Below are 12,528 nucleotides of genomic sequence, written 5' to 3' on the forward strand. Positions count from 1 at the left end.
TTTAGACTCACTTAAGCTAAGCCTTAATGCCGATCAGCTCAGTGCGTTAATAGACTCAATAAATGAGTTTGATACGCAGGCACTTAAGCCGCTGCGCGCCGCTCGTAGTTATTTAAAAGCTAATCAAGAAAGTATTAACGACTATGCAAAAATACGCCAAGAGTTATTAAGCGCAGAGTTAAAGCTTGAAAAACAGCAACAGCAAATACTAATTGATACAGCGAATAAATTTAGCTTTTTAGAAACTGTAAAGCCAAACAATATTGAGCTGTATGTGAAAGCCACTTAGGCTGTCAGTTTTTATACCCTCTTCTAATGCCCATTCTATTTTCTTTGTGCAAAAAAATCTTTAAGTAATTTACTCACTAAGAGGGTTAGAGACGCTGCGCTTTTAGAGGAAAATAAAAACCAAGTTAATACCATTAAAAATATAAGTCTAGCCGCTGTTGGCTCGTGGCTACCTTTCTTATTTACTTCTCATTCTCTTCTCTTTGTGCAAAAGGTCTTTAAGCTAATTATTCACAAAGAGGATTAGAGACGCGGCGCTTTTAGAGAAAAATAAAAGCCAAGCTAATATTGCTAAAAATATAAATCTAGTCGCTGTTGGCTTGTAGCTATATTTTCTCATTTACTTCTCACTCTTTTCTCTTTGTGCAAAAAACCTTTAAGCCAATTAATCACAAAGAGGATTAGAGGCGCTGCAGTAGGAACTTAATAGCCCCCAAAACATGATCTACATCAACTTTACTTGGTTACTTTTTCCACGCAGGGAAATAGTTTGATCTCGATCACGTTACGCCTTGCAAACTCGCTCTATGATTAACCCATCAACTGAACGAGGAGATCAATCATGAACGTATTCTTTAGAGACTTTTTTAGCGACCCAGTTTTATTTATGTCTTTTGGGATTTTAGGCGTCGTGATTGCTCTTTGCCTATTTTACGCTTTTTACTTTATTAAAAAGATTAACGAGGCTGAAGTTCCCGAGCATCATTAAGCACGACGCACAAAGCGCCTACTCAGGTTACTGATTAGGCGCTTTTTATTTTATAAAGCAAAAAATTTGGTACACTAGCGTTTCGTTTTTTTCATAGTGCGTACTACCAACATGATCAACAAGTTTAAACCAGCATGGTGGATGACCAATCGTCACGTTCAAACCATAATGCCGCGTTTTTTCCGTCCATTTCACAATACGTCCTACGAACTTGAGCAACTTGATACGCCCGACGGCGATTTTATTGAACTTGCATGGTCGCTGCCTCATAACGAAAACGCCCCTCTTGCTGTGGTTTTACATGGCCTTGAAGGAAACATAAATAGCTTTTATGCCAAAGGCATGATGAAAGCCTTAAAAAAGCAAGGTTATGCTGTAGTACTTATGCACTTTAGAAATTGCTCAAGTGAAGTTAACCGCTTACCGCGTGCTTATCATAGTGGCGATACCGCCGACTTAGCTTTTTTTATAAATCACTTGAGGGAGCAATTTCCCAGCCGTCCTATTATGGCTGTTGGTTTTTCATTAGGGGGCAATGTACTGGCTAAATACCTAGGCGAAGAGCGTGAAAACTGCCCGTTAAGTGCCGCCGCAGTGGTTTCGGCACCTTATGACTTATCATCATCAAGCGATGTTATTCGCAAAAGCTTAGGCAAAATTTACCAAAAGTATTTGCTCGATAGAATGAAAAAATCAATGCAGCGTAAATTGCCACAAATTAAGCAACAAATACCTATTACCTCTGAGCAGTTAATGAAAATTGACGATTTGCTAGAGTTTGATAATCAACTAACCGCACCGCTACATGGCTTTGAAAACGCTCACGATTACTATCGCCAAGCCAGCGCAATGCCTTACTTAAAGCATATTGCGATTCCTACCTTAATCATTCATGCTAAAGACGACCCAATGCTGTCGATTAAAGCTGTGCCAAGTAGGCAAGATGTGAGTGAGCATGTTACCCTGAGCGTCTCTGAAAAAGGCGGCCATGTAGGGTTTATTAGCGGCAATAATCCGTTTAGGCCGGTATTTTGGCTTGAACGAGCCGTTCCTCATTATTTTGGCCAACACCTACCCACTAAAGCGAGTAGTAAGCAGTTATGATTATCCCTTTTGAACAACTTGATAAAGACACCCTCTATAACCTAATTGAAAGTTACGTGCTTCGTGAAGGCACCGATTACGGTGAGCAAGAAGTGAGTATTGAAAGTAAAGTCGCGCAGGTAAATCAGCAGCTTAAAAACGGTGAAGCCATGGTGTTTTTTTCTGAGTTACATGAATCTGTCACTATTATTTCAAAAAACGAATTCAAGGCAATGCAAAGTGAAGAGCATCAAGCACAGTCGTTTGATTAATGCCTAACACTTGTAACTTTTAAACTGAACGTACACAATAGTTTTTTACCCAAAGAGCCAAAATATGATAAAACTCAGCACTCTAGTGGTAGCCGTATCACTAGCTTTAACACCACAAACCTTTGCAGAGCAAGTAAAAGAGCCGTCAGACAAAGCAGTAAAACTAGCAAAAGACACTATTTTAATCGACACTCATATCGATGTACCTTATCGCATTCACGAGAAATGGGTTGATGTAACGAAAGCTACCGATGGCGGCGACTTTGACTACCCTCGCGCAGTTAAGGGCGGTTTAAACGCGCCATTTATGTCTATTTATATTCCTGCTCATTTAGAGTTTGAAGGCAAAGGTAAAAGCTATCAGCTAGCCAATCAGATGATTGATAGCATGGAAGCGATTGCACAGCGTGCTCCAGAAAAGTTTGCCATTGCCAGCTCAACAGCAGATATTGAAGCGCAATTTGAGGAAGGTAAACTGTCAATTGCAATGGGCATGGAAAATGGCTCGCCAATTGAAGGGAAAATGGAGAACCTACAGCACTTTTTTGACCGCGGTGTACGCTATATTACGCTTGCGCACTCACAAAGTAACCATATTTCTGACTCGTCATACGATATTCGTCGTAAATGGAAAGGCTTAAGCCCATTTGGTAAAAAGCTAATAACCGAAATGAACAACGTCGGTATGCTGATTGATGTGTCGCATATATCAGATGATGCGTTTTACCAGGTAATGGAGCTGTCTAAAACACCGGTGATTGCCTCACACTCATCACTGCGAAAATACACGCCAGGTTTTGAGCGTAATATGAATGATGACATGTTACTAGCGCTTAAAAAGAATGGCGGGGTTATTCAAATTAACTTTGGCTCAAGCTTTGTAACCTCTCAAGCAGGTTCATGGTACAAAGACCTGAAAAGTACAAAGGAGGCCGTTAAAAAAGAAGGCACTAAGCCAGGCAAAGACTTTGACGCAGCGTACCGTGCTAAAAACCCATTCCCGTTCGCAAGCCTTGAGCAAGTCCTTGATCACATTGACCATGTAGTTGAATTAATTGGTATTGATTACGTAGGTATTGGCTCTGACTACGACGGTGTTGGGGATTCATTACCGATTGGCCTAAAAGATGTAGCGAGCTACCCTAACCTAGTGCAAGGGTTAATGGACAGAGGCTATAGCGATGCCGACATTAAAAAAATCTTGAGCGAAAATACGCTAAGAGTGTGGAAGCAAGCCGAAGCATATGCGAAAAAGCACTAGCGTGTAAGCTGTCAGTTGTCAGTTGTCAGTTGTCAGTTGTCAGTTGTCAAAAAGTTTAATTAATAGCACGACTTAAAGTCGTGCTTTTTTATGTGTTAAGTATAATTTAACACCAAGCTACTAATAGCTAAAAGCTGAAAACTAACCACTTTTCTTCAGGCATTAAAAAAGGCCACCTAAGTGACCTTTTTCTAACAATTAACTTAAACGTTAATTATTACTCTACGATAGTTGCTACAACACCAGCACCTACAGTACGGCCACCTTCACGGATAGCGAAACGAAGACCTTCGTCCATCGCGATTGGCGCGATTAGAGTTACTGTCATCTTGATGTTATCACCAGGCATTACCATTTCTACGCCTTCTGGTAACTGTACGTCACCTGTTACGTCAGTTGTACGGAAGTAGAACTGTGGACGGTAACCTTTGAAGAATGGAGTGTGACGACCACCTTCATCTTTAGAAAGTACGTATACTTCTGAAGTGAACTTCGTGTGTGGAGTGATTGAACCAGGCTTAGCTAGTACTTGACCACGTTCAACGTCTTCACGCTTAGTACCACGTAGAAGTGCACCAATGTTCTCACCCGCACGACCTTCGTCTAGAAGCTTACGGAACATCTCAACACCTGTACAAGTTGTCTTCGTAGTTTCTTTGATACCTACGATTTCAACTTCGTCATTCACGTTGATGATACCAGCTTCAACACGGCCAGTTACAACAGTACCACGACCTTGGATTGAGAAAACGTCTTCGATAGGCATGATGAATGGCTTATCGATGTCACGCTCTGGCTCTGGGATGTAAGAATCTAGTGCTTCTGCAAGCTCAACGATTTTGTCTTCCCACTGCTTTTCGCCTTCAAGTGCTTTAAGAGCTGAACCTTGAATTAGTGGTAAGTCATCACCTGGGAAGTCGTACTCAGAAAGAAGTTCACGAACTTCCATTTCTACTAGCTCAAGTAGCTCTTCGTCGTCAACCATGTCACATTTGTTCATGAATACAACGATGTAAGGTACGCCAACCTGACGAGAAAGTAGGATGTGCTCACGAGTTTGTGGCATAGGACCGTCAGTCGCAGCAACTACTAGGATTGCGCCGTCCATTTGAGCAGCACCAGTGATCATGTTTTTAACGTAATCGGCGTGTCCTGGACAATCTACGTGTGCGTAGTGACGAGTTGGTGTATCGTACTCAACGTGAGAAGTTGAGATTGTGATACCACGCTCACGCTCTTCTGGAGCGTTATCGATTGATGCGAAATCTTTAGCAACACCGCCGTATACTTTTGCAAGTACGTTAGTGATTGCTGCAGTTAGTGTAGTTTTACCGTGGTCAACGTGGCCGATTGTACCAACGTTTACGTGCGGTTTTACGCGTTCAAACTTTTCTTTTGCCATCTTAAAAAATTCCTAATTAAGAAATTAAAGCCTGACTCACTATTGAGCCAGACAAGCTAAAATCATATAACAGCGCGAGCTGAAATTATTGTATCTGCAACCTGTTTAGAGGCTTCAGCGTATTTCAAAAACTCCATAGAGTATGAAGCACGCCCCTGCGTTGCAGATCGTAAAGCAGTTGCATAACCAAACATTTCAGATAGAGGAACCTGAGCATTAACTTGCTTAAGTCCACCAATTGCATCTTCCATGCCTTCAATTATGCCGCGACGACGGTTTAAGTCGCCAACTACATCACCCATGTTTGCATCAGGAGTGATTACTTCAACCTTCATCATTGGCTCTAAAAGAACTGGATCTGCATCAAGTGCACCAGCTTTCATCGCCATTGAACCTGCAATTTTAAATGCCATTTCATTCGAATCTACATCATGGTAAGAACCATCATATAAAGTCGCTTTAACGCCAAGTAATGGGTAGCCTGCCAGTACACCTTGAGACATTTGCTCTTGGATACCTTTGTCTACTGCAGGGATATATTCTTTAGGAACCGAACCACCTACTGTTTCATTAACGAACTCATAAGTTGGCGCTTCATCATCCGATATATCCATCGGTTCAAGTTTAACCCAGACGTGACCATACTGACCACGACCACCTGATTGACGTACAAACTTCCCTTCAACTTCAACAGTTGAACGAATAGCTTCTCGGTATGCAACCTGCGGCTTACCAACGTTACATTCAACACTGAATTCACGTTTCATACGATCGACGATGATATCTAGGTGAAGTTCACCCATACCAGAGATTATAGTCTGGCCTGATTCTTCGTCAGTCTGTACACGAAAAGATGGATCTTCTGCAGCTAGTTTACCTAGAGCAATACTCATCTTATCTTGGTCAGCAATTGTGCGAGGCTCAACCGCAACAGAAATCACTGGCTCAGGAAACTCCATACGCTCAAGCGTAATAATAGAGCTTGGATCACACAGTGTTTCACCTGTTGTTACGTCTTTAAGACCAATAGCTGCCGCGATGTCGCCTGCGTAAACTTCTTTGATCTCTTCACGCGAGTTTGAATGCATCTGTACGATACGACCAAATCGCTCACGCTTATTTTTAACTGGGTTATAAACCGCGTCACCCTGTTTAACAGTACCAGAGTAAACGCGGAAAAAGGTTAGAGTGCCAACAAACGGGTCTGTTGCAATTTTAAAAGCAAGTGCAGCAAACGGCGCTTTATCATCAGCTGGACGCTCTTCCTCAGTACCATTTTCTAGAATACCTTGGATTTGTTTCACTTGTGTTGGTGCTGGCATATATTCAACAACACCATCAAGCACAGCTTGAACGCCCTTGTTTTTAAATGCACTACCACACGTAATGGGAACAATTTCGTTCGCTAATGTGCGTTGACGTAAAGCAGATTTAATCTCTGCTTCACTTAACTCTTCGCCTTCTAAGTATTTGTCCATTAGTTCTTCAGAGGCTTCAGCTGCACTTTCAACTAAGTGAGAGTGCCACTGCTCAGCGAGCTCTTGAAGTTCTGCCGGTATTGCCTCATAAGAGAAAGTCATACCCTGGTCCGCTTCGTTCCAGTTAATAGCTTTCATTTTTATCAGGTCAATAACACCTTTAAAGTCGTCTTCAGCGCCAATTGGCAACTGGATTGGAACAGGCGTTGCCCCAAGACGAGATTTCACCTGGTCAACAACCGTTAAGAAGTCAGCGCCCGTGCGATCCATTTTATTTACGAAGATCATGCGAGGAACTTCGTATTTGTTCGCTTGGCGCCAAACTGTCTCAGTTTGCGGCTGTACACCTGATGAAGCACAAAGAACAACTACCGCACCATCAAGTACGCGTAAAGAGCGCTCTACTTCGATAGTGAAATCTACGTGCCCTGGGGTATCAATAATATTGATACGATGGTCGTCAAACTGCGCGTCCATCCCTTTCCAGAAACACGTTGTTGCAGCAGAAGTGATTGTGATACCACGCTCTTGTTCCTGCTCCATCCAATCCATAGTTGCGGCGCCATCATGTACTTCACCGATCTTATGAGAAAGACCCGTGTAGAACAGAACACGTTCTGTTGTCGTGGTTTTGCCTGCATCTACGTGAGCTACTATGCCGATATTACGGTAGCGCTCAAGTGGAGTTGTACGTGCCATATGATCCTCTTAAAGGTTAAGGACAGATTACCAACGGTAATGTGCGAATGCTTTATTCGCTTCAGCCATACGGTGAACGTCTTCACGTTTCTTAACCGCAGTGCCTTTGTTATCAGCAGCGTCGATCATTTCTTGAGCTAAACGTAAGCCCATAGATTTTTCGCCACGCTTACGTGCAGCGTCTACTAACCAACGCATACCTAATGCGTTGCGACGTACTGGACGTACTTCAACTGGTACTTGATAAGTTGAACCACCAACACGGCGAGATTTAACCTCTACCTGTGGACGGATGTTATCAAGTGCAGATTCAAAGATTTCTAGGTGCGACTTGCCTGATTTCTCAGCAGCCACGTCTAGCGCACCATAAACAATTTTTTCAGCAGTAGATTTCTTGCCGTCTAACATTACGATGTTAACGAATTTAGCAAGAAGTTCCGATCCGAACTTAGGATCTGGAAGAATTTTACGTTGACCTATTACGCGTCTTCTAGGCATTTTGTATCTCCGGTTTATTCAGGTTTGTTCTTTTAAAACAATCACCCAAAACAATAATTAATAATATTTAGTGCTTGGCCTTACTAACGGAAAACAATTAGCCTTTAGGGCGTTTTGCACCGTATTTAGAACGAGCTTGACGACGGTCGCTAACGCCTGCACAGTCAAGTGCACCACGTACAGTGTGGAAACGCACACCTGGTAAATCTTTAACACGACCACCACGGATTAGGATTACACTGTGCTCTTGAAGGTTATGACCTTCACCACCGATGTATGATGTTACTTCGAAACCGTTAGTTAAACGTACACGAGCTACTTTACGTAACGCTGAGTTTGGTTTCTTAGGTGTAGTTGTATATACGCGAGTACATACACCACGCTTTTGCGGACACGCTTTAAGCGCAGCTGAGTTACTTTTAGTAACCTTGCTACGACGTGGCTTACGCACTAGCTGGTTAATAGTTGCCATTTAAATAGCTCCTGAAATTAAAATTACTACTGAAAAAATAAAAAAATCCGCCCTTTTTACAAGCTTGTAACATACACGCAAGTAAATGGGTGGCGGAATTTTAATGAGCAAAGTTTAACCTGTCAACCTAAACTCATCGTAAGACAGCATATAACTGCCTTACGATTTATTAATCTACTGATTAATAAGAGTTTATTGGTCACCAGATAAATCAGCGTTTAGAGCGTCTGTTAGTGCCTGAGTTGCCTCTTCTGCACTTACTGTTTGCTCTTCAACAACTTCACTCTGCTTGCGACGCGCCATACGGTCTTGGTGATACGCAAAGCCAGTACCGGCTGGGATCAGACGACCCACAATTACGTTTTCTTTAAGACCACGAAGCTCATCGCTCTTACCATTCACAGCTGCATCAGTAAGAACACGTGTTGTTTCTTGGAAAGACGCTGCCGAGATGAAAGATTCTGTTGCAAGTGATGCTTTGGTGATACCCATAAGTTGTATTTCAAACTTCGCTGGGATCTTACCTTGCTTCTCAAGTTCACGATTAGCAATGTTTACGCGAGCTACTTCAATTTGCTCACCTGCTAAGAACTCAGTATCACCGCCGTCAAGGATGGTACATTTACGTAGCATCTGACGAATAATCGTTTCAATGTGCTTATCATTGATCTTAACGCCCTGCAAACGGTAAACCTCTTGCACTTCGTTAACGATATAATTAGCAACATGAGTCACACCACGTAGACGTAAGATGTCATGAGGTGATTCAGGGCCATCGGCGATAACTTCACCTTTAGACACTTGCTCACCTTCGAACACGTTAAGCTGACGCCACTTAGGAATCATCTCTTCGTATGCGTCACCCTCTGCAGGCGTGATCACAAGACGTTTCTTACCTTTAGTCTCTTTACCGAAGCTAATAGTACCGGTGATTTCTGCAAGGATTGCAGGATCTTTTGGTTTACGAGCTTCAAATAAGTCGGCTACGCGTGGTAGACCACCCGTGATATCACGAGTTTTCGAACCTTCTTGCGGAATACGTGCTAGTACGTCACCAGGGTTTGCAGTAACGCCATCTGTCACTTCAATCGTAGTGAATGAAGGTAGACGTGTTTCTTGCAAGCCGCGCTCTTCACTTTCAATGATAAGCTTTGGCTCTTTCGCATTAACTTTAGCAAGGTCTTTTACAACTACACGGGTTAAACCGGTTAGTTCATCAGTCTGTGCTTCTGTATTTGAGTCATCAACATCGCTGAACGAGATTTTTGACTTATGCTCAAGAATGATTGGGTGACTATGCGGGTCCCAAGTAGCAACAATGTCGTTACCTTGAACTTCTGCATTATCCTGTACTGCTAGTACCGCACCGTAAGGTACTTTATAGCGCTCTTTTTCACGACCAAAGCTATCAATGATAGTGATTTCAGTTGAACGTGAAGTAATTACAATCTTACCATCGGTATTAAGTACATACTTAGCGTTATGTAGTTTTAGGGTACCGTCGGTTTTAACTTGTACATTATTCTCAGCAGATGCTCTTGATGCCGCACCACCGATGTGGAATGTACGCATCGTAAGCTGTGTACCTGGCTCACCGATTGATTGTGCCGCGATAACACCTACAGATTCACCTGCGTTGATGATATGGCCACGTGCAAGGTCACGACCGTAACACTTAGAACATACACCAAAGTCGTTATCACATGTGATAACTGAACGTACACGAACTTCGTCTACTGAGTGCTCTTCTAAAAGGTCACACAGTTTTTCGTCAAGCATTACGTTACGCTCAACTAATACAGTATCTGTATTAGGAATAAGCACAGGTTCAGCGACAACACGACCTAGTACACGTTCGCGAAGTGCTTCTACAACGTCACCACCTTCAATAAGCGGTTTCATTGTTAAGCCATCTTCTGTGCCACAATCGTCTTCGTTGATTACCAAATCTTGTGCAACGTCTACTAGACGACGCGTTAAGTAACCTGAGTTCGCTGTTTTAAGTGCTGTATCGGCAAGACCTTTACGCGCACCGTGCGTTGAGATGAAGTACTGTAGTACGTTTAGACCTTCACGGAAGTTAGCCGTGATTGGCGTCTCGATAATTGAACCGTCTGGACGTGCCATTAGACCACGCATACCTGCTAGCTGACGGATCTGAGCGGCACTACCACGAGCACCTGAGTCGGCCATCATAAACACAGAGTTAAATGACGGTTGCTCTTCTTCTTCACCTTTAGCATTGATAACCGTGTCTTTTGACAAGTTGGCCATCATTTCACGCGATAAGTTTTCATTTACACGTGACCAGATATCGATAACTTTATTGTACTTTTCACCAGCCGTTACAAGACCTGATTGGAATTGTTGGTTGATTTCAGTTACTTCAGCTTCAGCTGAATCGATAATTGATGCTTTAACTGGCGGGATAACTAAGTCATCGATACCAATTGAAACACCTGACTTCATTGCGTAGTGGAAACCGGTGTACATAACTTGGTCAGCAAACACAACCGTGTCTTTAAGACCTAAACGACGGTAACACTCGTTTAATAAGCCAGAAATCTGCTTTTTACCTAATGCTTGGTTGATTGACTCAAACGGCATGCCTTTAGGTAAAATAAGAGACAGAATTGCACGGCCAACAGTTGTATCGATAAGCGTTACAGTGTCTTCAACAACACCCGCTTCATTAGTGATTGACTCACTAATACGTACTTTTACGCGTGCGTGAAGTTCTGCGTTACCACTGCGGTATGCTTTTTCTGCTTCTTTAGGATCTTTAAATACAATGCCTTCGCCTTTCGCATTAATGCGGTCGCGCGTCATGTAGTAAAGACCTAATACAACATCCTGTGAAGGAACGATGATTGGCTCACCATTCGCTGGAGATAGGATGTTATTAGTAGACATCATTAGTGCACGAGCTTCTAACTGAGCTTCAAGCGTTAACGGTACGTGTACCGCCATTTGGTCACCATCGAAGTCGGCGTTGTAAGCCGCACATACTAGTGGGTGTAAATGGATTGCTTTACCTTCAATTAGCACAGGCTCAAACGCTTGGATACCTAAACGGTGAAGTGTAGGTGCACGGTTAAGTAGTACTGGGTGTTCACGAATTACTTCGTCTAATACATCCCATACTTCCGCTACTTCGCGCTCTACCATTTTCTTAGCAGCTTTGATAGTCGTGGCCATGCCGCGACGCTCTAATTTGCCATAGATAAATGGTTTGAATAGCTCAAGTGCCATCTTCTTAGGAAGACCACATTGGTGAAGCTTAAGTGTAGGACCAACCGTGATAACAGAACGGCCAGAGTAATCCACACGCTTACCAAGTAAGTTCTGACGGAAACGACCTTGCTTACCCTTGATCATATCAGCAAGCGATTTAAGTGGACGTTTGTTAGAACCTGTAATTGCACGACCACGACGACCGTTGTCAAGTAGCGCATCAACCGCTTCTTGTAACATACGTTTTTCGTTGCGTACGATAATATCTGGTGCAGCTAAATCTAATAGACGTTTAAGACGGTTATTACGGTTAATAACACGACGGTAAAGGTCATTTAGATCTGAAGTCGCAAAACGGCCACCATCTAGTGGTACTAATGGACGTAAATCAGGTGGTAATACCGGAAGTACTGTCATGATCATCCACTCAGGGTTATTACCTGATTGGTGGAATGATTCCATTAACTTAAGACGTTTAGTGATCTTCTTGCGCTTAGTTTCAGAGTTGATTGTTGGTAACTCTTCACGCATTTCTGCAATTAATTGGCCAAGATCAAGTTCACGAAGCAAGTCTAATACTGCTTCTGCACCCATCTTAGCTTCAAATTCATCACCGTGCTCTTCAAGTGCATCTAGGTATTCTTCTTCACCTAATAATTGACCACGCTCAAGCGTTGTCATACCAGGCTCAGTTACTACGAATGACTCGAAGTAAAGAACACGTTCGATATCACGAAGTGTCATATCTAGCATTAAGCCAATACGAGACGGTAATGATTTTAAAAACCATATATGTGCTACTGGGCTCGCAAGGTCAATATGACCCATACGATCACGACGCACTTTTGTAAGTGTAACTTCAACGCCACACTTCTCACAGATCACACCACGGTGTTTAAGGCGTTTATATTTACCACATAAACACTCATAATCTTTCACTGGGCCGAAAATACGGGCACAGAATAAGCCATCGCGCTCAGGCTTGAAAGTACGGTAGTTAATAGTCTCAGGTTTCTTTACTTCACCGTATGACCATGAACGAACCATGTCTGGTGAAGCAAGACCAATGCGAATTGCATCGAATTCTTCGGTCTTATTTTGTTGCTTCAGAAACTTAAGTAAGTCTTTCACC

10 protein-coding genes are annotated in these 12,528 nt (G+C 42.7%); 5 read left to right on the forward strand and 5 right to left on the reverse strand.

The genetic code is table 11. The features are described from left to right. The 5 genes from AABI99_RS10840 to AABI99_RS10860 form a co-directional block, all read left to right on the forward strand. Nucleotides 1-289 (forward strand): DUF2390 domain-containing protein (locus AABI99_RS10840; protein WP_338365767.1); only part of this gene is annotated, 289 nt, incomplete at its 5' end. A gap of 561 nt (nucleotides 290-850) precedes the next feature. Next, nucleotides 851-997, forward strand: a complete 147-nt coding sequence (locus AABI99_RS10845; RefSeq protein WP_338365768.1) for a hypothetical protein — start codon at nucleotides 851-853, stop codon at nucleotides 995-997. Between the two features lie 111 nt (nucleotides 998-1,108). Continuing rightward, nucleotides 1,109-2,101 (forward strand): hydrolase, encoded by a 993-nt coding sequence (locus tag AABI99_RS10850; RefSeq protein WP_338365769.1) that lies wholly within the window; start codon nucleotides 1,109-1,111, stop codon nucleotides 2,099-2,101. Beyond that, nucleotides 2,098-2,352 (forward strand): YheU family protein, encoded by a 255-nt coding sequence (locus tag AABI99_RS10855; protein ID WP_338365770.1) that lies wholly within the window; start codon nucleotides 2,098-2,100, stop codon nucleotides 2,350-2,352. The genes AABI99_RS10850 and AABI99_RS10855 overlap by 4 nt, the downstream gene beginning before the upstream one ends. Before the next feature lie 64 nt (nucleotides 2,353-2,416). Continuing rightward, nucleotides 2,417-3,613 carry a dipeptidase gene (locus AABI99_RS10860; RefSeq protein ID WP_338365771.1) on the forward strand — a complete coding sequence of 399 codons (1,197 nt, stop codon included), beginning with the start codon at nucleotides 2,417-2,419 and terminating at the stop codon, nucleotides 3,611-3,613. A 217-nt stretch (nucleotides 3,614-3,830) separates the two neighbouring features. On the opposite strand, the gene tuf is transcribed toward AABI99_RS10860, so the two are convergent. The 5 genes from tuf to rpoC form a co-directional block, all read right to left on the reverse strand. Then, nucleotides 3,831-5,015 carry an elongation factor Tu gene (gene tuf / locus AABI99_RS10865; RefSeq protein ID WP_338365772.1) on the reverse strand — a complete coding sequence of 395 codons (1,185 nt, stop codon included), beginning with the start codon at nucleotides 5,013-5,015 and terminating at the stop codon, nucleotides 3,831-3,833. 62 nt (nucleotides 5,016-5,077) lie between these two features. After that, the gene (fusA, locus tag AABI99_RS10870; RefSeq protein WP_338365773.1) at nucleotides 5,078-7,192 is read right to left on the reverse strand and encodes an elongation factor G; all 2,115 of its coding nucleotides are present in this window, start codon (nucleotides 7,190-7,192) and stop codon (nucleotides 5,078-5,080) included. Between the two features lie 27 nt (nucleotides 7,193-7,219). Continuing rightward, a complete protein-coding gene (gene rpsG, locus AABI99_RS10875) occupies nucleotides 7,220-7,690 on the reverse strand; it encodes a 30S ribosomal protein S7 (RefSeq protein WP_338365774.1) in 471 nt (156 codons plus the stop codon). 97 nt (nucleotides 7,691-7,787) lie between these two features. Then, on the reverse strand, nucleotides 7,788-8,162 hold the full coding sequence (rpsL, locus tag AABI99_RS10880; RefSeq protein ID WP_002958885.1) for a 30S ribosomal protein S12: 375 nt from the start codon (nucleotides 8,160-8,162) through the stop codon (nucleotides 7,788-7,790). Between the two features lie 192 nt (nucleotides 8,163-8,354). Beyond that, the gene (gene rpoC, locus AABI99_RS10885; protein WP_338365780.1) at nucleotides 8,355-12,527 is read right to left on the reverse strand and encodes a DNA-directed RNA polymerase subunit beta'; all 4,173 of its coding nucleotides are present in this window, start codon (nucleotides 12,525-12,527) and stop codon (nucleotides 8,355-8,357) included. Nucleotide 12,528: the final 1 nt, after the last annotated feature.

Source organism: uncultured Pseudoalteromonas sp. (assembly GCF_963922945.1).
Taxonomy (GTDB): Bacteria; Pseudomonadota; Gammaproteobacteria; order Enterobacterales; family Alteromonadaceae; genus Pseudoalteromonas.

Bases quoted from the DNA above. Each gene is read 5' to 3' on its own strand.
- AABI99_RS10845 (WP_338365768.1), top strand. From the start codon at position 851: ATGAACGTATTCTTTAGAGACTTTTTTAGCGACCCAGTTTTATTTATG.
- AABI99_RS10850 (WP_338365769.1), top strand. From the start codon at position 1,109: ATGATCAACAAGTTTAAACCAGCATGGTGGATGACCAATCGTCACGTT.
- AABI99_RS10855 (WP_338365770.1), top strand. From the start codon at position 2,098: ATGATTATCCCTTTTGAACAACTTGATAAAGACACCCTCTATAACCTA.
- AABI99_RS10860 (WP_338365771.1), top strand. From the start codon at position 2,417: ATGATAAAACTCAGCACTCTAGTGGTAGCCGTATCACTAGCTTTAACA.
- tuf (WP_338365772.1), bottom strand. From the start codon at position 5,015: ATGGCAAAAGAAAAGTTTGAACGCGTAAAACCGCACGTAAACGTTGGT.
- fusA (WP_338365773.1), bottom strand. From the start codon at position 7,192: ATGGCACGTACAACTCCACTTGAGCGCTACCGTAATATCGGCATAGTA.
- rpsG (WP_338365774.1), bottom strand. From the start codon at position 7,690: ATGCCTAGAAGACGCGTAATAGGTCAACGTAAAATTCTTCCAGATCCT.
- rpsL (WP_002958885.1), bottom strand. From the start codon at position 8,162: ATGGCAACTATTAACCAGCTAGTGCGTAAGCCACGTCGTAGCAAGGTT.